The 25360-nt window shown below is 33.3% G+C and carries 23 protein-coding genes and 1 pseudogene; 6 read left to right on the top strand and 18 right to left on the bottom strand.

Annotation, left to right across the window (positions count from 1 at the left end; genetic code table 11):
* Nucleotides 1-56 precede the first annotated feature (56 nt).
* The 9 genes from alr to ACZLO7_RS22205 form a co-directional block, all read right to left on the bottom strand.
* Nucleotides 57-1175, bottom strand: a complete 1119-nt coding sequence (gene alr / locus ACZLO7_RS22245; protein WP_464939629.1) for an alanine racemase — start codon at nucleotides 1173-1175, stop codon at nucleotides 57-59.
* Nucleotides 1165-2076 (bottom strand): D-alanine--D-alanine ligase, encoded by a 912-nt coding sequence (locus tag ACZLO7_RS22240; RefSeq protein ID WP_464939630.1) that lies wholly within the window; start codon nucleotides 2074-2076, stop codon nucleotides 1165-1167. The genes alr and ACZLO7_RS22240 overlap by 11 nt, the downstream gene beginning before the upstream one ends.
* Nucleotides 2077-2080: 4 nt before the next feature.
* Nucleotides 2081-3529 carry a MocR-like pyridoxine biosynthesis transcription factor PdxR gene (pdxR, locus tag ACZLO7_RS22235; protein WP_464939631.1) on the bottom strand — a complete coding sequence of 483 codons (1449 nt, stop codon included), beginning with the start codon at nucleotides 3527-3529 and terminating at the stop codon, nucleotides 2081-2083.
* An 826-nt stretch (nucleotides 3530-4355) separates the two neighbouring features.
* A complete protein-coding gene (gene ligD, locus ACZLO7_RS22230; protein ID WP_464939632.1) occupies nucleotides 4356-4877 on the bottom strand; it encodes a non-homologous end-joining DNA ligase LigD in 522 nt (173 codons plus the stop codon).
* Between the two features lie 232 nt (nucleotides 4878-5109).
* On the bottom strand, nucleotides 5110-5763 hold the full coding sequence (locus tag ACZLO7_RS22225; protein WP_464939633.1) for a DUF6445 family protein: 654 nt from the start codon (nucleotides 5761-5763) through the stop codon (nucleotides 5110-5112).
* Nucleotides 5757-6629, bottom strand: coding sequence for a hypothetical protein (locus ACZLO7_RS22220; protein ID WP_464939634.1), 873 nt, complete (start codon nucleotides 6627-6629; stop codon nucleotides 5757-5759). The genes ACZLO7_RS22225 and ACZLO7_RS22220 overlap by 7 nt, the downstream gene beginning before the upstream one ends.
* Before the next feature lie 388 nt (nucleotides 6630-7017).
* Entirely contained in the window at nucleotides 7018-7251 is a 234-nt protein-coding gene (locus ACZLO7_RS22215; RefSeq protein ID WP_464939635.1) for a hypothetical protein, read from the bottom strand.
* Complete coding sequence (locus ACZLO7_RS22210; protein WP_464939636.1) at nucleotides 7244-9196, bottom strand: nitroreductase family protein; 1953 nt, start codon at nucleotides 9194-9196, stop codon at nucleotides 7244-7246. Before ACZLO7_RS22210 ends, ACZLO7_RS22215 begins: the two co-directional genes overlap by 8 nt.
* A gap of 80 nt (nucleotides 9197-9276) precedes the next feature.
* The gene (locus tag ACZLO7_RS22205) at nucleotides 9277-9738 is read right to left on the bottom strand and encodes a hypothetical protein (RefSeq protein ID WP_464939637.1); all 462 of its coding nucleotides are present in this window, start codon (nucleotides 9736-9738) and stop codon (nucleotides 9277-9279) included.
* Nucleotides 9739-9955: 217 nt separating this feature from the next.
* Here ACZLO7_RS22205 and leuS point away from each other — a divergent pair, with 217 nt between their 5' ends.
* Together leuS and ACZLO7_RS22195 are read left to right on the top strand one after the other, a co-directional pair.
* Nucleotides 9956-12376 (top strand): leucine--tRNA ligase, encoded by a 2421-nt coding sequence (gene leuS, locus ACZLO7_RS22200; protein ID WP_464939638.1) that lies wholly within the window; start codon nucleotides 9956-9958, stop codon nucleotides 12374-12376.
* 56 nt (nucleotides 12377-12432) lie between these two features.
* Nucleotides 12433-13623, top strand: a complete 1191-nt coding sequence (locus ACZLO7_RS22195; RefSeq protein WP_464939639.1) for an MFS transporter — start codon at nucleotides 12433-12435, stop codon at nucleotides 13621-13623.
* A 471-nt stretch (nucleotides 13624-14094) separates the two neighbouring features.
* Here ACZLO7_RS22195 and ACZLO7_RS22190 read toward each other — a convergent pair whose 3' ends face one another.
* Nucleotides 14095-14556 carry a hypothetical protein gene (locus tag ACZLO7_RS22190; protein ID WP_464939640.1) on the bottom strand — a complete coding sequence of 154 codons (462 nt, stop codon included), beginning with the start codon at nucleotides 14554-14556 and terminating at the stop codon, nucleotides 14095-14097.
* A 128-nt stretch (nucleotides 14557-14684) separates the two neighbouring features.
* Between ACZLO7_RS22190 and ACZLO7_RS22185 the strand changes: the two are divergent.
* A pseudogene (locus ACZLO7_RS22185) lies at nucleotides 14685-14813 on the top strand (EamA family transporter); the annotation flags it as partial.
* 577 nt (nucleotides 14814-15390) lie between these two features.
* Here the strand turns inward: ACZLO7_RS22185 and ACZLO7_RS22180 are convergent.
* The 4 genes from ACZLO7_RS22180 to ACZLO7_RS22165 all read right to left on the bottom strand — a co-directional run bounded on the left by ACZLO7_RS22180 (nucleotide 15391) and on the right by ACZLO7_RS22165 (nucleotide 18424).
* On the bottom strand, nucleotides 15391-15729 hold the full coding sequence (locus ACZLO7_RS22180; RefSeq protein ID WP_464939641.1) for a YhjD family protein: 339 nt from the start codon (nucleotides 15727-15729) through the stop codon (nucleotides 15391-15393).
* Entirely contained in the window at nucleotides 15726-16067 is a 342-nt protein-coding gene (locus ACZLO7_RS22175) for a YolD-like family protein (protein ID WP_464939642.1), read from the bottom strand. The genes ACZLO7_RS22180 and ACZLO7_RS22175 overlap by 4 nt, the downstream gene beginning before the upstream one ends.
* Before the next feature lie 48 nt (nucleotides 16068-16115).
* Nucleotides 16116-17369 carry a Y-family DNA polymerase gene (locus tag ACZLO7_RS22170; protein ID WP_464939685.1) on the bottom strand — a complete coding sequence of 418 codons (1254 nt, stop codon included), beginning with the start codon at nucleotides 17367-17369 and terminating at the stop codon, nucleotides 16116-16118.
* A gap of 392 nt (nucleotides 17370-17761) precedes the next feature.
* Complete coding sequence (locus ACZLO7_RS22165; RefSeq protein ID WP_464939643.1) at nucleotides 17762-18424, bottom strand: hypothetical protein; 663 nt, start codon at nucleotides 18422-18424, stop codon at nucleotides 17762-17764.
* 395 nt (nucleotides 18425-18819) lie between these two features.
* On the opposite strand from ACZLO7_RS22165, the gene ACZLO7_RS22160 reads away from it, so the two are divergent.
* The 3 genes from ACZLO7_RS22160 (at nucleotide 18820) to ACZLO7_RS22150 (ending at nucleotide 21564) form a co-directional block, all read left to right on the top strand.
* Complete coding sequence (locus ACZLO7_RS22160) at nucleotides 18820-19752, top strand: hypothetical protein (RefSeq protein WP_464939644.1); 933 nt, start codon at nucleotides 18820-18822, stop codon at nucleotides 19750-19752.
* A gap of 570 nt (nucleotides 19753-20322) precedes the next feature.
* On the top strand, nucleotides 20323-20469 hold the full coding sequence (locus tag ACZLO7_RS22155; RefSeq protein ID WP_464939645.1) for a hypothetical protein: 147 nt from the start codon (nucleotides 20323-20325) through the stop codon (nucleotides 20467-20469).
* Between the two features lie 519 nt (nucleotides 20470-20988).
* Nucleotides 20989-21564 (top strand): lecithin retinol acyltransferase family protein, encoded by a 576-nt coding sequence (locus ACZLO7_RS22150; RefSeq protein WP_464939647.1) that lies wholly within the window; start codon nucleotides 20989-20991, stop codon nucleotides 21562-21564.
* Between the two features lie 66 nt (nucleotides 21565-21630).
* Here ACZLO7_RS22150 and ACZLO7_RS22145 read toward each other — a convergent pair whose 3' ends face one another.
* The 4 genes from ACZLO7_RS22145 to ACZLO7_RS22130 all read right to left on the bottom strand — a co-directional run bounded on the left by ACZLO7_RS22145 (nucleotide 21631) and on the right by ACZLO7_RS22130 (nucleotide 25351).
* Nucleotides 21631-21972, bottom strand: coding sequence for a helix-turn-helix domain-containing protein (locus tag ACZLO7_RS22145; RefSeq protein WP_464939648.1), 342 nt, complete (start codon nucleotides 21970-21972; stop codon nucleotides 21631-21633).
* Between the two features lie 18 nt (nucleotides 21973-21990).
* The gene (locus ACZLO7_RS22140; RefSeq protein WP_464939650.1) at nucleotides 21991-22605 is read right to left on the bottom strand and encodes a hypothetical protein; all 615 of its coding nucleotides are present in this window, start codon (nucleotides 22603-22605) and stop codon (nucleotides 21991-21993) included.
* 10 nt (nucleotides 22606-22615) lie between these two features.
* Entirely contained in the window at nucleotides 22616-23365 is a 750-nt protein-coding gene (locus ACZLO7_RS22135) for a M23 family metallopeptidase (protein WP_464939651.1), read from the bottom strand.
* Between the two features lie 837 nt (nucleotides 23366-24202).
* Nucleotides 24203-25351, bottom strand: a complete 1149-nt coding sequence (locus ACZLO7_RS22130) for a lysozyme family protein (protein ID WP_464939652.1) — start codon at nucleotides 25349-25351, stop codon at nucleotides 24203-24205.
* Nucleotides 25352-25360 lie beyond the last annotated feature (9 nt).

Raw genomic sequence — 25360 nt, 5'->3', positions numbered from 1 at the left:
ATCTCACCCGATTACAGAATATTAAAGTCATTATTATAAATGCTGCCTTTATCTTGTTATTTATAAATTCTAGGAACTCTGTGACCTAAGTTACAAGCAACTTCATTCGATATGGTCTCTAACCTATTTGCCACTTCATCTAATGATATAAAATGATTTCCTTGACCCCCATAAACGACCACCTCATCACCAATATTTGCACCCTTAATATCAGCTACATCAATCATACAAAAATCCATACATATTCTACCGAAAAGAGGAGCTTTTTGTCCGTGAATAAGAACGTAAGCCATTGTAGATAATCGTCTAGAATATCCATCCGCATACCCAATCGGAATAGTTGCAATAACTGCTTTATCTCTTTCAATCTTAGTCGCTCCATATGATACACCAGACCCTTTCTCAAGTGTCTGGATATGGATGACTTTGGTTTTTAACTGCATAGCTTGTCTAAGATTAACTTTTGTATTATTCACATCTTTAGATGGATAAAGACCATACATTGAAATTCCGATACGAACCATATCGTAGGTCATATTTGAAAATTCGATAGTTGCGGCACTATTCGCAATGTGAAGTAAGGGAATAGAAACTTTTCGTTTTTCCAATTCTGCCAATAGACTTTTCCATCGGTTCGTTTGTCTTTCTGCATACGATTTGTCGGCTTCATCTGTGGTAGCAAAATGTGAAAACACTCCTTCTAGATAGATCCCTTCCATTTTTGAAACGGTATCGATAAAATCATTTGCTTCTTCTGCTTGCAGTCCCAATCGTCCTATTCCTGTATCGACCTTGACATGAACCTTTGCCTTTTTTCCTAAGATCTGCCCATACTTTGATAAAGATTTTGCATGTTCTAAATTAAAAATTGATTGTGTTAAATCCCAATGCACAACATGCTTCGCTATTGAAGGTGGTGTGTAGCCAAGTATCAGTATGGGGACTTTAATATCTGATTTTCGAAGTTCAATTGCCTCCTCTAAACTTGCAACAGCCAAATAATCTACCCCAGTATCAATAGCTTCTTTGGAAACCTGGGATGCTCCATGTCCATAGCCATTTGCTTTTACAATTGCCATTATTTTTGTTGAGTTTGGAATTATTTTTCTAAATTCACGAATATTATGTGAAATATTGCCATGGCAAATTTCAGCCCATATTGGTCTATACATCATTTTTCCTTACTTTAAGTGAATTTTCAATGATCAAGTCAAGTAGCTGATGATAAGGGATACCTGCTGATTGTGCACTTTTTGGCAACAGACTGTTTTTCGTCATCCCGGGTAATGTATTAACTTCCAACACATAAGGGACCCCGTTTTTAATCATCATGTCTATTCGGGCATAAACGCTACACTTCAATGATTTATAGCAAGAAATTGCTGCAAAAGCGGCACGATTATGTGTTTCGAGCGGGAGCTGGACCACCTCTTCAATGGTAGCCACATCATTATATTTCGACGTATAATCAAAAAACTCACCCTGATGACGAATGGAAATCACCGGTAAAAGCTTACCATCCAATATCGAACAAGTGATTTCCTCGCCCGTAATAAGCTTTTCGATTATCGCTTCGGAATCCCATTTGAATACTTCAGTAATCGCAGATTTTACCGTTTCTTTGTCATAAACAATTTTTACTCCTACACTCGAACCACCTGAATTAGGTTTCACAACTACTGGGTAGCCCATCTTGTCTAGTTCATCCATATCAAGTTCTTCCATGTTCATAAGGTGAATCCAATCCGGTGTTTGCACACCTTCATACCTGATGATTTTTTTCGATATATTCTTATCCATGCATAAGCTGCTGGACAGGACACTGCTCCCTGTATAGGGAACTCCCATAGTTTCAAGAGTACCTTGAATGGTGCCGTCCTCACCGTACTTGCCATGTAGCGCTAGAAGCGCAACGTCAAGATTCCTCGCATTTTCCACTAAATCTTCTTTTTTCTCTATGTGGATTGGTACAATTTTATATTTATTTTTATCTAAATGAACCATCATTTCTTCACCTGTCATAAGCGAAACTTGCTTCTCGGAAGAAACCCCTCCCATAATGACGCCAACTCTCATTTTTTTAACCTCCAAAATTATTTTTTAAGGTGTCCCCTATGATTTTAATTCCCTGAATAATCTCTTTTTCTTTTAGCCTAGAAAATCCTAATCGTAACGTATTCTTTCCACTACTATCCGTGTAAAAAACATTGCCTGGCGAAAAAATAACTCCCTTTTGGTAACATGCTTCTAAAAGCTTTTGTGAATCAATGTTGTTATCTAGTTCTATAAAAAGGTGGAGACCACCGTCACCGGTTATTCGTTTACAAGGAATACATTGCTTACAATAATGGACAGCTAGTTCATATTTTTTCTTATAGACTGCCTTCGCTTTTTTTATATACTTCTCAAAGTAGCCATCATTTAAATATTGATATAACACCGCTTGGTCTAAAGTTGATGTATGAACCGTTCGAGCTCTTTTCATACTTTCCAAGTAATAAATCAACTCTTTGTCTGCTAAAATCCATCCAACCCGCAAGCCAGGAAAAAGAATCTTAGAGAAGCTGCTGATATATATGACATTATTGCCGAGTCCAGCAAAGGCAGCCAATGGAGCCTGATGTGATCCCGAGTAACGTAATTCTTCATTAAATCCATCTTCAACGATAGGAAGCTGATAGGCCGAAAACAGATCCATGATTTTCTTCCTTTTTTCAGAGGATGTTACGATTCCAGTTGGATTATGATAAGACGGAATGAAATAGGCAAAATCATATTCCTTTTTTGATAAGCATTTTTCTAGCTTCCTAACATTGACACCGTCATCCTCCATATCAATTCCATCGATTTCAAAGCCATGTAATTGAAAGAGCTTAAGGGCAGAATGATGGGTTGGATTTTCACAAATAAGACGGCCGTTCTTTTTATTTAAAGTGGATAAAAGAATATCCAGACCTTCCGTGAAGCCATTGGTAATTAAAATATCTTTATTTCTAATGTCTACCCCCTTAATCTCCATGTAGTGAAGCAGGTATTCGATAAGTGGTTTATAGCCCTTTGCATAGCCATAGTTAAGAACAATGTCTCCTTCAATGGACATCCGATTTAAAAAGGCCTTTTTAAAATTCCCTACATCAAATAGCTTTTCATAAGGTGCGATACTAGTAAATGAGATCATTTCCTTATTCCAGCGCACTCCATGCTTCATGAGGTCTAATTTTTCTGCCAAAAAGGTTTGCTCGTTGATTTTTTCAGTCCAATTCAACTCCATAGATAAGGATTTGAAGGTCTCTACATGACTTACAAAGTTTCCTTTTCCTTTTACCGCATAGATCAGTCCCTCTTGCTCCAAATCCGCATAAGCCGTTAGAACGGTGTTTCGGCTGATGGATAATAATGAGCTAAGTTCACGGGTGGATGGAAGCTTTTGGTGCTCAAGCAAATGCCCGTTGGTTATCATTCTTTTTAAATATTCCTTAAGCTGAATATATAAAGGACGGCCTTCCGTTAGCTTAAAATCGTTAAACACTGGATTCATCCCCTTGCTTATATTTTACATTTCTTCACCGATTCCAAAAGGTCCACTCAAGAAGTATTTTTACGGTCTTGTGGTAGGGTTTGGAACTATAAAGATACCATTTAGAGTCTTTGAATAAATGAAAAATCCAGAAAAATTATAGGAATGAAAGAGACGATTACTATTTATTCCTTATTTAAAATCTCAACACCTAAATGAGTTGTTCACTGAACTTAATACTCAAGGTAATAGAATGCCACGTGTATAGAGAGACAACGTAACAATCCTATGGTTAATGTTTATTGTTAATAAGTTTAGTGGTTTGCTTTTTTAAATTCCCCAATAATGTAGATGTAGAACACACAAGAAATCTGTCAGAGGCAATTATTAACCTCAATTATATAAATGATGATTTTTCCAAAATTGAAGAATTAATTACAAGTATTTATGTAAGTCAAACAAAAGTAAATAACAATTAAAAGATACGGTTTTGTAACTGTGCTTTTTTATTTTAACTATCGAATATGTTAGTTAAAATAGGGCAAAAAAAAGAAAACCTTGCCATTCCGCAAGATTCACTGTATTACTGAAAGATTAATTTCCATAAACGGCATTCCCCATTTATGCATTTATATTGCTGAATTTTTTATTATTGTATCCGATTCTGTATGTAGCATCAACCAAGCGATAATAGAAGGTAGAATTTTTTTCGATACTAAAGGCGACTTTCATAACGCTTAAAGCGATTTATTAAAAATTTAGTAGCCTTTCGTATAATGCAGAATAATTCTGCTTACACATATTAACGATTCACTCCCCTATTTTAATTGCTACGAACTTACTCCTTCTTTAATTGATTTAGGATATCTGCAAATTGTTGTGAATTCTCTGTACGAATGAAGCTATGAAATGGATTACCCTGCTTTTGAATACGGTCTATAACGGCAGGAATAGTAAACATTGTTGGTGTTAACGAATGGTTTACTTCTTCCCAATTTAGCGGTGTTGAGATTAATTCTTTTTCATTCCCTCTAGGAGAGTAAGGAGCTGCTAACGTAGTCCCTGCTTTTTGCTGAACATAGTCGAGATATAATCTGTTATTCCGATTCTTCTTTAGTCTTTCAGTGGTAGACGATCGTGGCTCTTGCTCACATAAAAACTTACATACAAACTCGGAAAACATGCGTGTATCATCATAAGTAAACATATCAAAGGGTAATGGTATATAAACTTGTATACCATTACCTCCTGAAGTTTTAGGGAATGACTGAAGTCCAAACTGATTAAATATAGTTTTTAAGCGTAGTGCTAGAAGAGTTAATACGTTAGTAAGACTACTCTTGATATGTATGGAAGACATCTGAACATATGTTAAGTATAGTATTCATTTGTGTAGATGTAGCATATACTGATTTTTCTTTTGAAGAATTGAGAGAACCACGATTTCAAACATTTCACTTTGATAAGTATCAAAAAAAATGAAAACAAAATTAAACTCGCTTCCTTCATTGAGGAAATATAAAGCTGTAATTCCCTTCCAAAGGAATTACAGCTTTTAGATAATAAGAAAGTTGATTAACCTCAGTTAGTATTCAAACTCCTGCTGAAAGACTCTCCGTATTAGAGTATTTAGTATTAATTTCGTTAAAGAAAAAACTGTGTGTTAATCTAGCATTTTCTACGTCTGTTCCAAATTTGTGAGTAATCGAATGAAAATATTGTGATCCCTTAAATAAAACTAACCTATTATATTTCATAGGAATTAATTCTATTAACTCCCATGCGTCCGGATTTTTTGTATCGGGAGCAACTACTTTTCTATCAAAATCTCCAAAACCCTTATACCCCATTTTTAAAAATGCCTCTTCACTTTGTGGGATTTCTATCATGCCTGTTTCCTTGTGTTTATATATTGCTAGACCTCCTACGCAATCCTTATCTAAAGTCAAATAAATCATTGCGGACCAATCCGGCGAATCTATATGCACATCACTACGAGATAAAGCACCTTCTACACTATATCTGAATTTACCATAAACATATTTATCAGGATTAATATGTATATCCTGGCTAATATATTTTTTAAACTTTTCTGCGTGATCTTCCGCAAAAAAAGATATTTCACTCTCAAATCCAGGGTAATTTGAGGTATCACCAAATTTCAAGTAATTTGTTCGTAATGCCAAGTTTCTAATTGCGTCTGGAGTTTCGTAAAAATCATCTATAATATATACGTTATCTAGCATGGTATTCCTCCTTTACTCTCTAAATAACTTGGAATTGATCTAATTATTTCTTTCAGCTCATCGTAGGTACTATAGCTAACAACACTTGCATGTGCATATTCTGTGATTTGATATAGAGTTATTAAACTCTCTTGAAAATTCACACCTGCAAATTGGTAATGTTCTACCAATTCCCTATATGACTCTTCACTTGAAATCGAAATTATAGAAGGGGGTTGGGTAGAACCTTCATCTTTTTTAAGGTAGAAGATGTGATTAACTATTGCACCAGTACTTGCAATTTTGCTAAATGCTTTTGTAGCGGGCAATGATTTTTTTATAATTTCGCCATCCTTCTCTTCCCTAGGTAGTACAAGCCTTGGAAACGGTTCGATAAATAAACTTCTTTTCCTGCAATACACTGTTTCATCAGTTAACAATTCAAACTGCTTGTTTGAGTTAACCAACTCCAATGTACTTGTCGTCTTACCACTTCCTTGAATTCCTACAAATAAAAAAGCTTCGTTTTGATTGTTTTTTACAGCGCCTGCATGCAAAGCTACAAATGAATTTGAAAAAGGTTCCTTAACAAATGGTGGTAGCACAGGTTGATATGAGTCCCACGGCTTTATCTCAGAACTCCCGAATTCTTGGAAATATACACCATCAAGGATTAACTCTTGATTTTGAGTTGGTCTAGTCCTATATAAATACCTTCCAGATTCTTCCCATTCGCAATAAATAACAATATCAGGAACATTTACCATTTCTACAATAGAGGCTGAAAAAAATCTTTTTATACCTTTTAAGCAATTTTCGAATTTACATCGTACTTCAATTATTCCACCCAAAATACCAATTCTACATATATATTTAAAATCTTTCATATTGACCTCTTTTCTTTTTTTACTCTATAAAAGCCCTACTTCGGCTATCGAGATCGCAACATCTAATCCTAAAGAATATACTACTTGTAGTACGTCTAAAATCTCAATTGCATATACTTTGATAGCAAACTAGCATTATAGGAAATCCATCTAATCCAGTTACATTATTATCAGCCTCATAGAGATCTTTAATTAGAAGTAAACTGATTTCTCGAAAAAAATTCTAATATTTGTTATATACTTTTACGATAACTTTCTATATGTGCGCTTCTATGAAAAGCACTCCTTCTCAAAATCTATGCTTTAAACAATATAAATAGAAAAATGATAAGATTTTCACTAGTGATATTTAAAAGGAATAAAATCAGTTTTTGAATATGAATTAAATTTATTTAATTCCAACTTTATTTTTAATAGAATATATTAACTTTTCTAACGTATAATCCTTTATAGGATTAGCGACCTTAAGTGTAAATGCTATTTCTTCAAATAATTCAAAATTCACAAAAACTACGTATTCATTTTTATTGTCAATTAATACTACTTTATTTGTGAATTTCTTGTAGTTCCAACCACGCAAAAAAAATAAATACGAGGTCTCTAAGTCTTTTATATTATCCATGGTCATACCCCACTGTAAAATAGTAATATACATTTCCTTTAGAATTTCCGAACTTTAGCATTTGATTTGTCTCAATATCTTTTATAGCAGGTGTCATAAATACACCTAGACCTTCTTCCAAACAACTAATACATATTCTCTGACCAATACTTCCTAGTTCTATCAAAGATATTTCGTAATCTTCATTTTTTTCGAAATCTATATCTCTTTTCACCCATATATCGATTGCCCCTTTTCCTGCCCAGGGTTGTCCAATTATCGTTGAACGAACTTCTGTGTCACTAACACCTATTTCATATTTATAAAGTTCGTTATTTTCATATTTATAAAGACCTGGTTGGATATTCTCAACATTTTTAACGTTAATTATAAGTTCGTTTCTACCTTTTTGATCTTTTGGTATTGCAGTTTTCAATATCAATTTAAACTTTTCAAGAGGAATCTCTTTAGCAGTAAATTTCCTGCTAGTTTTTCTACTAAACAAATTAGTAGGTTTATTGATTATTACATCATTTCTGAAAGAACTTTCTCTTTGATAATTTATTTTATTATGAGCTGCACAGTGCACCATGAAATTAAGGTACCAGTTATGTTGTATCCAAGGAGATAACTCATTGTAGAATGATTTAGCATTATTTTCAGGTAATAGTGCATTCAATTTTATTAAGTTTTCTAGTTGTGATTTTTTTGCTAATAATTCACGGTAAATGCCCTTTTCAGAAATATCTCTATCACCTCTCCTAGAAGGAAGACAGTGGGTCAAGACTTCAAATTCCTTGAATGAAATCTTAGCTGAACTAGTTATTGGCCAAAGCGTATTGCAAATAAGATTCCCTTCTTCAAAGGTAAAGTATGCTGTCGGATTAGTCATATATCTTCCAGATTTTGAATTGATATGCTCCCTGTTTTCAACTTCAATGGTATTAGTTTGTGATTTTTTAGCAGAAGAATCAGTACTTATATGTACTATACAAAGTAAAGGTTCTTGTAACCAATCAAAGTTTTCCTTATTTTTAGACAATAATATAGAATCTACTTTTGAAAATAAACCTTTATATTCACAAACTTGTCTAATAGTTTCTACTATATGACCTGCATCTAGTAGAATTGCTCTGTAAGATCTAATGTCACGATATCTCCACATAGGGCGATCTACTTTGGAGCGTATTAAAATCGATACTGAATTTTCATAAACATCTCTGACCACATTATTATCTGAAAAGTCATCTTTAATTAAAGCATGTTCTTTGACATCATAAATATAGGCACCCTTTTTAACTTTTCCACAGTCTTCATTAAAAAAAATCACAGCTTCTGTAGGATGCTTTGCACCACCTGAAGGACTAGTTCTTCTATAACTGTCAACTGGATGACTCTTTATGGTATCTAGAGGTCCAAATACCGTTTTAAGTAATAGGGAAATGAATTTAAAATCTATAGAAGTATCTTGAGCGTTTAAATTTTCAATATTTTCATCACTCAAAAGTATTTTTTCTCCTTCTCGTTCCGTAAGCATAGGAGGATGTGGCCACAACTTAGAGTAATGAGACATAGTAGCATTATCTTTTTTTAACCAATTTGGATCATGATAATCTCTAAAAGGGAAATTATAAACAGCGTTATGATATGTTTCTACGAAAGAACGTGGTTTATTATCCGTATTAACAGAATCATCATTATTTACTAGTAAACCCTCTGTTAATAAACGTTTAAAATCCGATTCATTACTCAATACAGAGGTTCTGTTTTTTTCTGATTTTTCAGTCAATATAGGAACTATATCTGGAAGTTTATCTTTACCTACCGCAAGCATCGCTTTTTTTGTATCCGTATTATATATGACCCATTTACCTGGTCCTGAATAAGAAGGTGCATATAATTTACTTTGAATCATTATAAGGTTATTATTTGTTTTTAATTGCTTTTGTTCAATAACATTTATCATAATTTACCTCCGTATTTCAAATAGATAAAGGCTACAAAATCATCATGTTAAGATGTAATGTAGCCTATTATGAATTTTAATTAAGCATGTTTTGTAATAGGTGCTGGTAACTCCGTAACTGGAGTATTATGCTGCAACATTGAAGGAGCTAAATTAGGGATATCTTCCAGTAGTTCGTCACCTGTTGGAATGATAAAAGATACACAGTTATCTACTATTTTTGCCATTTCTTCAAAAGTTTTTATTTCGAACTTTTTCAGTTCACTATTAGTAATGAAATATTTCGCATCACTACCAGGGTGCTTAATTAATACTGATGAGTTTTCTGAGTGATTAGAAAACTCATTGATTTCATCAATTAAATCCCCGTTCGGAATTAAAAAAGTTAAGACATCCTCTTTCTGTTCAATTGACTTTGTCTCAAATTTACTTAATTCATCCGCCGTAATAAAATAAGAAATTGCGTTTTTTGAATCCTGAATCAGTACATCCGGTAACTTAGCAGTAAAAGATTCTGTTTCCGAAGTAAATAGTTCCTTCATAATATCAAACTCCCTTTTTCTAAATTATCTAAAATTATTAGACAAATTTAAATTATCAAATTATTTATAGTATGTCAAATTATCCCTGTAAAAATATCTCTTTTTTTATATAAAATAATTATATTTTGAAAATAATGTTAAGATTGTGTTACAATACTGATAATTTATAATTATTTGAACATTTCTGTAAAAATATGTTGAAGGAAGATGATATAAAATGGTTAACGAATTTATAAATGTGGAGAAAAAGTGGAGAGAATATTGGCAAAATAACGATGTATTTTCTACTGATATTAATGACAATATTAAACCAAAGTTTTATATATTGGATATGTTCCCCTATCCATCTGGTTCAGGGTTGCATGTAGGTCATGCTAAAGGGTATACAGCTACTGATGTAGTTGCCAGAATGAAGCGTATGCAAGGTTATAATGTACTACATACTATGGGGTGGGATGCTTTTGGTTTGCCAGCTGAGCAATATGCAATGCAAAACAAACAACATCCTAAAGTAATTACCAAAAAAAATATAAATACTTATAAAAAACAAATTATGAATTTAGGATTTTCATATGATTGGAATAGAGAAATTAATACTACTGATCCAGATTATTATAAGTGGACACAGTGGATATTCATTAAATTATATGAAAAAGGGCTAGCATACATGGATGAAGTATCTGTAAATTGGTGTGAAGAATTGGGTACAGTTTTAGCGAATGAAGAAGTAATTGATGGTAAAAGTGAACGTGGTGGATATCCTGTAATACGAAGACCTATGAAGCAATGGGTATTAAAAATTACAGACTATGCAGAACGATTACTTAGTGATTTAGAGGATTTGGATTGGTCAGAAAGTTTAAAGGATATTCAACGTAACTGGATTGGTCGTTCTGAAGGTGCTGAAATAACATTTAAAATCGATGGTGTAAATTTAGAATTTGAAGTATTTACAACAAGACCAGATACATTATTTGGTGCGACATACGCGGTACTTGCACCAGAGCACAAATTAGTAAGGAAAATTACAACAGATTCGCAGCGTTCTGCAGTAAATGCTTATATAGATAAAGTAAAGCTAAAATCCGACCTAGAGCGTACTGACTTAGCGAAGGAAAAAACCGGGGTATTTACAGGTTCATATACACTTAACCCTATAAATGGTGAAAAAATACCAATTTGGATTGCTGACTACGTGTTGTTATCTTATGGGACTGGTGCAATAATGTCTGTTCCAGCACATGATGAGCGTGACTATGAATTTGCTAAAGAATTCGAATTACCAATGATTTCAGTTATTGAAGGTGGCGATGTTGATAAAGAAGCATATATCGGTGAAGGTCCCCACATTAACTCTGGTATCTTAAATGGTTTAGATAAAGAAGAAGGAATTAGAAAAGCAATTGAATGGTTAGAACAAAATAATTTGGGTAGAAAAAAAATTTCTTATCGTTTACGTGATTGGTTATTCTCTCGTCAACGTTATTGGGGTGAACCGATTCCAGTAATACATTGGGATGACGGAACTATGACAACTGTTCCGGAACATGAACTACCATTAATGCTACCAGAAACAAACGATATTTATCCATCAGGGACAGGTGAATCCCCATTAGCAAATATCGATGACTGGGTAAACGTAATTGACCCTATAACAGGAAAAAAGGGACGCCGTGAAACAAATACGATGCCACAGTGGGCTGGGTCTTGCTGGTATTACTTAAGATATATTGATCCAAAAAACGATACTGCAATTGCTGATCCAGAACTTTTAAAAAAATGGTTACCAGTAGACCTGTATATAGGCGGTGTTGAACATGCGGTATTGCATTTACTTTACGCAAGATTTTGGCATAAAGTACTCTATGACATCGGTGTTGTTCCAACAAAAGAACCTTTCCAAAAATTATATAATCAAGGTATGATTCTGGGTTCTAACAATGTAAAAATGAGTAAATCTAAAGGAAATGTAGTTAATCCTGATGATATTGTCAAAAGTCATGGAGCAGATAGTCTGCGCTTATATGAAATGTTTATGGGTCCTCTTAATGCATCTGCGCCATGGACAACTAATGGATTAGATGGAGCTAAAAGATTTTTAAAACGTGTTTGGAATCTAGTATTAGACGAAGAAGGTAACCTACAATCAAATATTCAAGATGTAAAAATTAATGGGAAAATACAACAATCATATCATTACACAATTAAAAAAGTTACAGAAGATTTTAACGAATTAAAATTCAACACAGGAATAGCTCAATTAATGACTTTTTTAAACACAATATATAAAGAAAAAGTTATTGCAAAAGAAGTAATTGAAGGTTTTATAAAAATGCTTGCGCCAATTGCACCGCATTTGGCTGAAGAGTTATGGGAGAAAATTAGAAATAACCATACTATAACATATGAAAAATGGCCAGTTCATAATCCGGAAATTTCGGAAATTAATGAGTCGGAAATTGTTGTTCAAGTTAATGGACGATTGAAATCTGTTATTAGAGCCTCTATTGAAACTTCACAAGAAACTGTAGAAGGATTAGCGTTAGCAGATCCAAAAGTTAATAAGTATATAAATAATAAATCAGTATATAAAGTAATATTCGTCCCTGGAAAATTAATCAATTTTTTGTGTGAATAGTTCTAATAGGTAGATGCCCATATATTAAGTTTGTATAGAAAAAGGATGTTTTTTTTATGAAAAGGATGCAAGTACCTTCAATTATATATTTATGGTTTGGTCAAGGTATTTCCAGTATTGGGAGCTTAATTTATAACTTTGCTCTAGTGTGGTATGTCCTTGAACAAACTAAATCTCCATTTATCTTAGGAACCGTAATATTTGTAGGAATGATTCCTAAAATCATATTTTCAATATCTGCTGGAGTAATAGGTGATAAGGTATCGAAAAAAAATTTTTTAATTTGGATGGATTTCATACGTTTTTTTATTACCTTTGCTTGGGGGTTATCATTAATAAATCGTGAATTTCAATTAAGTGAAATATATATAATTACTTTTATTATTTCTATTTTAGATGCTGCATTTAGACCTATATACGGAGCTATGATACCATCTTTAATGCAAGGGAAAGATCTAACCAAAGCTGCGTCCATTAATGAAACTATTTTTAGATTTGTTTCTATTTCAGCCCCTTCATTGGCCGGATTCGCTATAATCTATTTTAATTTCAGCGAATTTATCATTTTTAATAGTATTACATTTTTGGTAGCAACTATTTCAACACTCTTCATTAAAGAAAATGAAAAAAAACAACTAGATATCCATAAAGAAACATTTATTAGCCAATTAAAAAGTGGATTAGTTTATTTTTATCAAAATAAATTAATTCTCTGGTCGACTTTACTAATTACATTAGCAAATTTAGCGGTAGTGAGTTACAATGTAAATTTAGCAAATCTTGTGCAGAATGAGTTGTTACTATCTCCAAACATATATGGAACAATTTTAACATTTTACTCGATAGGTGCATTGGTAGCAACCCTACTTCTTAGCATGTTAAAAATTAAAAGAAGTCGAGGCATGCTTTATGTTAATTGCTTACTTGTCGGAGGGGCTTTATTTACCCTGATTTTCCTAAATCCAAATCAGTGGACACTTTATGCAATTTTCTTTGGAGTTGGCTTTTTCTTTGCTATTACTAGTACTATATCAACAGCTATTTTATTCGAAGTTCCTTCAGAGGATTATCGTAGCCGTATATTAGGTATTGCTAGTATCTCATCGTTACTATCACCAATAGGAATACTATTTTGGGGAATGTTAGGAAGCTATATTAGTTCTGCTACAGCACTAGCTTTAGCAGGTTTTGTAATTATATTCGTTGCTATAATAGGATATCGTACTCCGCTAATTAAATATAAGTAAAGGGTTAGTGAAAAATAAAGCATGTAATAAGAAATTAGGGACGATTGAACTGCACCCCAATTGTTATGCAAAAAACTAACAATTGGAGGTGTTTTTTCTATGACAAAATTTACAATAATAGATAAATTAGTTCCTTAGAATGTAATGTAGGATTTATTAGTAGATTTGGAAAGGTTACCGCCTGACTCAATCCATTATTAAGACTTTTTCTGTGGTAAGTTTATATGCATTAGGGGATGTTCTAAACATATGGCAAAAAGAATATTATTTAGGTACATTTACACTCTACTTTACATGGATTGGCGGGCTTGATATTTTTTAAGAGCAAAGTGAATATCCTTAAACTGCCTTCATGGCTCGGGACTTAGAATTTCTATTGTTCAAAAAGGGATATCATAATTCACCCCATAGAACAAGTAGATAAAGGCTACATTACATATATATATGTAATGTAGCCTTTTTTAAATTATATTAAGCTTTTTTCCGAACAGGTATCGGCATCTCTAGTGGAGTATTAGCCTGCAACATTGATGGAGCTAAATTAGGGATATCTTCCAGTAATTCGTCACCAGTAGGTATAACAAACGATAGACAGTTTTCAATTATTTTTTCCATTTCTTCAAAAGTTTTTATTTTATATTTTTGCATTTTATCTTGAGTAATAAAATAATTCGTATTACCACCCGGGTGCTTAATTAACACTGATGATTTTTCTGAGTAAGAAAAATCGTTGATTTCATCAACTAAATCCCCGTTCGGTATTAAAAAAGTTAAGACATCCTCTTCCTGTTCAATTGACTTTGTCTCAAATTTACTTAATTCATCTGCCGGAATAAAATAAGAAATTGCATTTTTTGCATCTTGAATCAGGACATCTGGTAAGTCTGCGAAAGCTGAGAAAACTTCTGTTTCTGATAAAAATAATTTCTTCATATTTAACATCTCCAATTTTCTAAATTATCTAAAAATTATCTTAGATAATTTCAAACTACCAAACTATTAATTGTATGTCAAATAATTACTGGGTAAATAATGTGAAACTGATATTGTAAGGAAGTTAACCTGCGGTTGGAACTTTACTTGGATGGCTTATTCTAGGAGAGAACATAGGTGTAACGTTTTGGATAGGCTCTGTCCTAATTTTCAGGTATTTTATTAATCTAAGAAAAGAAAAAAGACCCCCGGGATAAAGCCACGGGTTTCTATGTGATTTGATCAAAGACTGTACGATGACTTAGCGGAACTTGCTTGCTTACTCACTAGACACTACAATTTCAAATTGCTGCACCCCATTTCTCTATTAAGTAAAGAGGAAGGAAATAGGGCCCTCCCACCCGGCAAGTTACATAACATAATTATACCGTATTTATGAAGGTGAAAAGCTCAAAACTCCTTGCTCTATAGTGTGTCCAATGATAATTATTGGCTTTACTACTTATTATTTTAACAAGCTATATAGATTTCATAGTCCGGAAATGGTCCACTCTATAAGATTTAGATTTACTTAATTTGCACTTCCGTATATTGATAAAGATATGCCTAAACGGTATTGTTCAATCATAAATAGGCTATCACTTTAGATAGAGCCATTTAACTATTCGTAATAAATACTTAAAATCAAAACTTGAATACATTTTAGGACTAGCGCATATATTACTATCAGATCGGGAATAATTTACTTTATGCGATTCAACTAAAAATATAGGTTTTATTCTCTATAAAAGCACAAAAGGATGTTTATACACTTTTTGTGCTTTTGCTTTGTTATTACTGTAGCCGTTTGAATAACTCTTCCTCTACCGCTGTTTTTAATGCTTGATTCGCATAATTTAGATGAAGATCTTCTCCAGCTGTTCGTATTTGAATATCACTGAAATACTCGCTCGTTCGATGCCATCCTATTACTTGTATTCCCCTTCTTTTTAATAGCTGTTTTGATTTATAATAATCACTTTTCAATTCCTTTAATAATGTATCCACCAATACTAAATAGATATTTTTCATTTTCAATTTCCCTAAATGTGAATGATCTTTTTGTAAAGATTGAATTGCTAATTCTAATATCAAGTATTGGTGCAATTGGTTATGTTCATCAATCGTTATCATAGAAAATCATCACATAGGCGTATATCGCAGATTGCGGAGAGCTGTATTCGTTTATTCACTAACGAGCTTTGAATTAGGCAGTCGTCATGATAAGGATCAACAGCTTGTAATAACCCCTCGGTAGTGAAAAATTCACCGTTATTCCAAGTGGTGATGAGCACGGGCTCATGAGTCGTAAGTGCTTGAGACATAATCATTTGAAAGTCCTCTAATTGATATTCATCTAATTCAGGGCGTTTTATATAGTTTTGTTCCTTTTTCCAATGCTTTAATATAGTTAGATGTTCTGGAAGCATTAGCGAAGTCCATTTTTTATTCCCTCTATCGAAATTTGTCATACTATATCCCATCTTTATGAATTTTTAAATGTGACACATTCCAATCGTTCACCCACTATGTCCACCAATTAATTGCTCACGTTGAATCGCAGTACCACTTTTAGTAAAGGAAGTGGCACGTAACAAAGATGTTGCTCCAAATCGCTCTCTTATGTGATCCATCGTGTGTGCTAGTGTCTTACGTTTAACTTTGTCTACATCAAACAAATCTAACTGTATACTCTGTTCAGGTTCCAAGTTGGTAATACGTACAGACAGTTGACGTGCTGGCTCACCTGCAAAGTATTTATCTAATAACTCTTTACATACTGCGTAAAGCTCCATTGTGTCACTTGTAGGCGCTTTTAAAGTCTTGGAGCGATAAAAGCCTTTTGTCATGGCGTGCTTGCTATAGGATAGCCCTAGCGTTAATGTACGTGCTGCATAACCCGCTTCCCTTGCCTTTCGTGCTATATCCTCACACATTTCTAAAAGTACAACTAGAATTTCCTTACGTGTATGATAATCCCGCATTAGCATTTGGCCTTTTCCAAAACTCAATTGTTTAGATAGTAATGGCTCACCGAAATTTGAAAGGTCAATCCCCCATGCATGATAGTAATATTGTGTACCCATTACACCAAATGCCCTTTCAAGTCTTTTTAAGTCCGTGCGTGCTAAGTCTCCTACTGAATAGATCCCCATTTTATTAAAATTATGTTCCATCTGTTTGCCAATACCCCACATTTCGGATAAAGGATGGACTGGCCAAAGTTTTTTATCCACATCTTCGTAAGTCCATTTTGCAAAACCAGTTTTCTTTGCTTCAAGATCGAGTGCCAGTTTTGCAAGTAGCATGTTAGGACCCATACCTACAGCAGTACGAATGCGGAATTGGTTAAAAATTGCTTGACGAATAGCCTGAGCAGTATCTTCTGGACTCCCCCACAACCTGTTCGTTTTTTCAAGATTAACGAATGATTCATCGACTGAATAGACATGGATAGCCTCTGGTGGCACGAAATCGCTTATTAATCGCGTGATTGCCATAGACATTTCCAGAAAGAAAGACATTTTAGGCTCAAACAAGCGTATATCAGGATGTTTAGGAATCTCGTATTTCCTTGTACCTGTTTTTACACCAAACCGTTTTTTCATTTCTGGACTGGCTGCTAATACCACACTGCCTGCTTGATTTAAGTTTCCAACTACAGCTATAGGCACTGTCATCACGTCCAAGTTTTCAATCATAGCTATACAACTAGCATAAAATGACGTTGCGTCGATACAAATGATAGGTTTATCCGGCAGATTATCGTACATGCTAGACATAAAAGGGACTCCTTCAGAGGAACGTTTGTTCTTATATTTTACAAACATACGTTTGATTTAGCAAGTGAATTTATATTGTTATTAAATGGGTGAAATTATACGTGAGTAATGTACGAATCAGTGAAAACCGTGGAAAGACCAATATTTAGACGGCCAATATAAAAAAGAACCTCGCCATTCCGCAAGGTTTCTTGTATTTCTTGAAAAATTTATTTACATAAACGGCACTCCCAACTTTTGCAATATACATTGAAGAATTTTACGTATTGTAACCATGTAGAATCAACCAAGAGATAATTGAAGATAGACCTTTCCAGATTGTTCAATTATCGTATGTACGCATCTATTTGACTAATAATTTTACAAATGTATTTAAAGAATACCTAATCGTAATTATAGTTTCCATCTTCGGATTGTTCTAACAACCCCATATCATCATGTATAGCCTGTAGTTCCAGTAGTTCACGAACTCTAAGTGATTCTTCCATAATTCCTTCATATTCTACTGTTGTTAATTCAAACCTCTTATATTTAATTTCATCTTCAAATTGCTCAATTTTATTTTTAAAAAATTCTATTGTTAAATTATGACATAACTTAATTTTAACTATTAAACTTTTAACTTCATTATCATCTAGAAATATTTCAAAGTGCATTAACTTGTTTCTTTCTTTATTAATCTCTTCTAATAATGTTTTAAAATCTTCTGAAATTACCGTATCACATAGAAATTGCAGTCGATTAATAGCTTCATTCAATCCTACTGTATTTAATTTTGGATTAATGTCAAAAACTGTTTTGTCACTCTCTACATGTTTTTCTAATTTTTTTTTCGCCTCGATGTAACCTCTAATATCGGTAAATATTAAATACTCTTGTTGTTCTTTAAGTAATAGTTTAAAAAGGACCTCGTTTGCTTGAATTAGATAGAAGAGAGCATCCTTAATATTGTATTCTTTACCTACTGCTAATTCATCGATTTTTTCTATTTTTTCAAAGCATACTCTTATAGAGTCCAATCCATTTCTTTTCAGGTCAAAAAACATAAATAATCTCCTTAAAATTCATTAGTTTATAATCTTTATTAAACATTCTTTACTATCAATATTCAACCTTTGTAAATTAATACAGAACCAAAACTAACTTTTATAATGCCAAAAGCTTTTGGCGATTTATTAAAAATTTAGTATATTTTAGCGTAATGCAGAATAATTCTGCATTACACATTTTGCGATCTCTTAGAAATAGCAGCATATATGGCGCTACATGTTGTAGATATAATAAGTAATCATCCTTCTGTATGTTATTAAGTGGAATCTATTTTGTCCTCTTATGATAGCTGTACACTTATCTCTTTAACTTTACTAAACTTACCTTTTCAACCTATCTTTAGGATACACTAACATGGTACTATAGTCATAAATAAAGTAGAGGTGGAAATATGAATAAAAAAGTTTTATGGACGACTATATTATCAGTTATTGGGGGTATCGCAATTTTCATTATTTTAAATGCAATAGAAAAAAAGCAGGAACTACAAAGGAGTATCGAAGAGGATTTAGCACATAACTTCGAAACTTATACAGTTACGTTAGATCCTAAAGATTTACCAAAAAATATTTCTATAGACTTTGCAAATAACGTTAATACAACTCTAAGCTATTTAAATCATCATATAGGTATACTTCCAACAAAGGTTTTAGAAGCGGATAAAAATGATACACGTACAGTTCTTGAAATTAAATATTATACTGAAAATTTTTTAAAATATTTAAAAACAATTGAATTAAAAGCAGGTTCTAAAAAAGAGATTGAATTAAAGACATTAATTCTAAAATTGAAAGAATCATCTACTATTATGTCTGAAAATATTTTAGCTAACTTGAAAAGTGAGGACCTAGATAAAACAGTCAATAAAGATTTTTTGAGAGTACAAGAGGATGCAATGAATGTATCTACATGTATTTTTAATAATGGGCTTACAAAATACTACATTAGAGTCACTAACGATTATATGAATGAGCCTTTTACTTTGAATGATAGTGAACCTATTAGTTTTTTAGGTGTAGATTCTGATGGTAAATTCAATCCTTATATGAGTAAATATACTGTATTAAAAAAAGATACATTAAAAGGTATAAAGGAAAAAACATATACACCATCTACACCATCAAAAACTGTAACAACTAATAGTACAAAGTATGAGCCATCCATTGGAATGACTGATTATGAAACAGTTGATTCTACATGGGGACGTCCAAACAACATTAATAAAACTGAAACAATATATGGTGTAAAAGAGCAATGGGTATATGATAGAGGATATTTATATTTTGAAGACCATTATTTAACTAGTATTCAAACTTCGAGATAATATTATCTATGAAATTTTTACTCACAACAAAAAACTTTTTTATAAAGACTAAACTTAAATTGCTGGGTGAGAATCCATTTTGAACAATTTTTTAGATTGAATTGCATATCATAGAAAAAGAGAAATAAACCTCATTTTTCTAAAAACGACGCTACCTTTTTAGACGTTTGAAAATAATGCACTCTATTGAAAATCATGGAAATGTTGATGCTATAGGCTTTTAAGGGCTGTTTAATCAATCTTTAATCTTTACTATACAAACTAAATCTACCTCAAATCTAACCCAGTCATTTGAACAATGACTGGGTTTCTTTTATTGTAAAACAAGTTTTACAGCAACCTTTTATTTAAACTTATTTCAATCTCATACTTGTCCTATTTTCTCTTTTCCTTCTTTTTTTGCTATTACTCTTCTTTTTTAGAATATATATTTCAAATTTGCTTATAACAATATGTAAAAGCATCTTAAAATACGAAATTCTATAGAGTAGACTTTTTCTAGGTAAAACTTTTACATCTCTTTTTAAATTAACAATAGACTTAAAAAATTTACAACAAGGAGGAGCTAAAATGGACACAACTACAATTGAAATAGTTTTATTAGTCGCACAAACATTATTTAAAATGTCATTAGCAATCATAGCAATGATTATAAGTATTATTACTATGTTCGTTTTTTATGGCATTAGGATCTATCTTTTATTCCCAAAAAAATAACTGAATTCATGCACCAATATAATCGGCAGGGACCAAATTAATGTTCTCTGCCTTCTTGTGCAATATTTAGTTCACATTATTCTCTACATACTTGAGTATTCAACTTTTCTCATTCGTATGTCTATAGCACATTTTAATACTTTATAATGCTTTTCATCCAAACTAGCAATCCAGTCCATCACATTGAAATGTTCGTAGCTGTTCCACATATTCATGGAAAACTTTCCAAGCTGCACCATTTATCTTGTTAAACATAAGGGATTCTTTTTTCTTCAAAGTCTTCTGTTTATTGATAAAATAAATTTAAGTCAATTTCTACACACCCCTTCGTTTATCTCCAAAATAGCAGTAAAATCTATATATCTGATTTACCAGATATAACTAAAAATTCAACCTTTTAAACACTCGACCGTCTCACTAAGATACAATGTGATTAAGAGATTAAAAAAGAGTGATATTAAAGGGACAATGTTCCAACGAGAACTATACAAAATTATTTGAAACAGAGGGGTAAATTGCATGGGATTTTTCAGAAATGTTTTTGATTTTGTAGACTGTGTTATTTATGATGCTAAAGAATTAAAAGTAGGTATTAAAGAGGTTGTCCATGAAAGTAAACGTGATATTATCTCTGATTTAAAGCGTGATGCCCCTCCAGTTGGTAATATTATTGAAAAGGCTGACCGCTTTGTTACAACCTATAAAAATACGACTGAACAGTTACCCGTCTCCACACTTTCAACTATTCCACAATGGGGAAAATTATTAAAAAATGCAAACAAGTATGAAAGCCAAGCAGTCGATAGTGATACAATTACACGAGCCAAACACTTACAGATGAACCGTTTAGGTTATTTACATCATGCTTTATCGCTAGGTGACAGTACAGTTATCCATTATCAAGATGGTATGGTGAAGATAGAGTCAATTGAACATTTCGCTAAAGGCGCAGCAATTCATATTGTCAGCACAACAAAACTGTATCATGATGAAAAAATTATTGCACGAGCATATTCAAGACTTGGCGAATCTGAATATAACCTAATATTTAATAACTGTGAGCATTTTGTTTCATGGGCAATGAATGGTGACTAATATTGTATAGGCATATAAAAAAGCCGTTTATTCATAATTTTGAATAAACGGCTCTATTATTTGTTACTAAACACTTTTCACTTTTTTAATTGTCTCCCATAAACCCTGCAAGACCTCTAAGTCGTTATCCTCGCACAATAATAATTCGTTATACCAGGAACGACGTATTTCTTTGTTTGGCATCTGACTTAATAGCAAACTCATTTCGTAATGATCATTTGATTTCACTAGAAAATCAATTGAACAAGAGAATAGTTCAGCTAGTTTTTGAATATCTTTTAAGCTAGGTATACTACAATCGCGCTCCCAATTCGAAATAATCTGCGCTGATACACTTAGCTCTCGAGCTAACGTTACTTGGGAATAACCATGCTTTTTACGGAGCGCTCGTATCATTTGCCCTATCATATATTTCACCTAATCTATTTATTTTACACTCATACTCATATTTTCTAAGAGCATTACTATCGATGTATCAATACGATAAGATGTATCAACCCCAACATTATCGTTTTTAGTTAACAAAACAGTTGTTTTATAACTTGTCTTATCTAAATAGTAGAATTGAATGTAATACTTTCTATCGTCTATACGTCTCGTTGATATATCCTTTAGTTGATTATTTTTCGATAGACTACCTATTGCTTCTTGTATAGCTGCTTCTTTGTCTGTCACAAGGTCTTTACCATTTAGTAGCTTCTCCAAGGAGTCTATTGAAAATGCACTTGTAAAAGCATCTGCATCGCTATTAAGTAGCCCCATTTGTAGTAAAACAATCGGAGCTAGTTGAGGATTTTCAGATTCAACATTTTCACCTATTTTCAAATCAACCATCCCTAGTTCTTTTGGCAAATGATTAGTAATAAACTTCAACTTGATATCATTCGTACTTTTTTCACTCTTGAGCTTAGTACTCATTTCATCTACCTTTGTTGATGTAATTTCAGTTTCCTTTTTGTTAGAGATAATACTAAACATCACAATACTTATGAGGGAAAAAATCACAACAACACTAATAATGATTTGATATTTTTTATCCATAAAATCACACCTAATCCGCATATGGAATTATTTGAATTGGGTTAACAACAGTGGAGTATCCGTTCCTTGCACCCCTATGAATTTCGAAGTGTAAATGAACTCCTGTCACCCTTCCACTTGCTCCCATTGCACCTATTATTTGCCCTTTTTTTAATGTTTGATTTAGAGACACTGATATACCCGACATATGAGCATAGACCGCTTCATAGGTTTTACCATCTATATTGTGTTTAGCCCAAATATAATTTCCCCAACCCATACCACACGAACTATTCAAATTTCCTACTGGTGGACAACCTGTACTTACTCTAGTAACTACTCCAGGTGATATTGCACCTATTTTGGTACCTGCAGCATTAGCTATATCGACACCATAATGAAATTCAGGACCTGCTCCAAGGTTTCGCCAACCATAGCCACTAGTTATCCTACCTTTTGTTGGTTTCATTGCTCCAGCACCGTCAGAGTTTGGTAAACTACCACTACCACCGCCACCACCATCCGTGTAAGAAGCTGCTGCTTTAAATTCAGCGGCCTTTTGCTTTATCTTTGCCACATAGGATGTATCATGATTGTACTTCCATATTGCTTGATCAATATTACTGTTAAATCCATTTTTATATAAAAGATAAGAAGTCGACATTATTGCATCTGCAATATTCCATGGCGATGCCTTACCGTCACCATCACCATCTTGACCATAACCACCATGCTTTTTTATAGTTGCCATATTACTTAATACGCTGTCATCTACATTCAAATTTCCTACTCCACCACAACCCGGGAATGACCAGCCTACCCAAGTACAAGGCATAGTGCTGATAGGTAACTATTTGAGGTTATCTCCTAGTTTTCCCCCAGCCCAAACCGTACGTGCGACTTTCACCGCATACGGCTTTCCATCGAAACAATCATGTTAATTTGATCAATGTATGTATCCTAATTCTCACGCCTTAGCTACTATGAGTTAATATAACCCCATCAACTACTTTCGATTGAAGCGGGTTGTTTCGAACTACATTTCTAATCTAATATCTTGTTCCGACTAACTCCCTTCGCTCCACAGACATTACCCTGCTTCAGCACTACTACGAAGTCTCCGCCACTACTTGTCCATCATTGGGTAACCATTCCCTCCGGATTAAGCAGCTTCCCATGTTCCGATTTATTTATCCCTTTTTTGTATAGCCTTAGGTACTCACTTTACACCGCACTTACTCACCAGACGAGATGGACTATAACTGTCTGGTTCATCTATAACAACAACAACTAAGCTGTTATGACGTCTTTTATGCAACTTACTAGCATAAATGATTCAGTGATTATACAACCCTTTGAATCTACATAAGGTTGAGCGACATTTACGATGCTTCAAACATGAGTTTCTTTCGTTACCATAGCTAACTTTTATGGACCCCCGCACGATTTAGGACATGTAGATATTGCCCTCACGTTACGACTTTACCTAGCTTCATACATTCATTAAATGGTCAATGTCTGCATGTAGGAGTATTAGGGTATTGCATCTTAGCCCTTAGCAATAACAAGGTATTTCACCTTGCTAATCAATAAATCAGTTAAATACGAATGTATTCTCTCATTTCACGCAACTACGTTTATAGAGAAACATGGCGCACAATTGTGTATGTCCAATTGCTCCTACACTCGATATCATTGGTTTGAGTGTCGAGAACGTGGTTTCTACGAAATGGAATGCAGCTAGATAATACCAATCTATTCCGTATTTCTTTTGTCCAGCCAAATAGTATTTCATGTATTCTGCAGGAACGTTCGACCCTGGTGATACATTAACGTCTGAACCAATATCTCCTATATCACCAAAACCTGATCCCGCTAGTGAATCTCCATTTAACCATTCAGAATAATTTATAGTTCCACCAGAAGCCTGGTATAATGCTTCTGCAGTTTTTTTATCTGTCTCTTTATAGTCAAATGGTATATCCGATAAGACACGATCGAAATGTGTATAGTCTTCTTCAATTTCATTTACTGGAACAAATGTATGAGCACGAGATTTTACAGATTTTGAAGTAACGATATCTTTCCCATCTTTATCTTTAGTAGTTGTCGAAGAGTTAGCCGTAACCCAATCTGTTCTTTCACCTGTAATCGTGGTCACCATCTTCTGATTCCATGCATCAACACTCGTTAACATGTTCAACTTAAAAGGAGTAATTTCCGTGACAGTCTTACATCCTTCTCCAGTAACACATGTAGTGGTTTCCGTTTCGATTTTCCCCTCTTTTTCCTCGTAGGTAAATATAGGTGTTAACGCCTTTGCCATAATTTTTACAGCCTCTTTATCCGTTTTTCCATGTTTAGTAGAATCATATATCTGAAGAGAAGCTATAATTAACTCATGGGGCACTCGATATGATCGTTGCTCGTCTTTACTCATATCTACTGTTGCATCAGCTTGTTGGACTACATATTCATAGAATTCTTTTTCTTCACCATCGAGTAAATCTGAACCTATAGAAAACATTAAAGTAATGGCTAAATAAATCCCAAATAGCGCAGCTAAAACTGCTAATGTTCCTAATAAAAATGGGGCTCCTAAACCTAATAAGAATGAGATTAATGCTTTCATTCCAGCGAGAGCAGCTTTGGCAGCCACTTTCGCAGCTGCTTTTCCACCCTTTTTCAAAAGTTTTTTAGCTTGTTTTCGAGCTTGTTGTTTTGCTATTTTCTTGGATATGGACTCTCTTTCTTCTTGTACAACCATACTACATCA

The sequence above is a fragment of the Viridibacillus sp. d25.2 genome, assembly GCF_055456015.2.
Note: the sequence above shows the minus strand (reverse complement) of the source record. Positions and strands in the feature narration are given on the sequence as shown.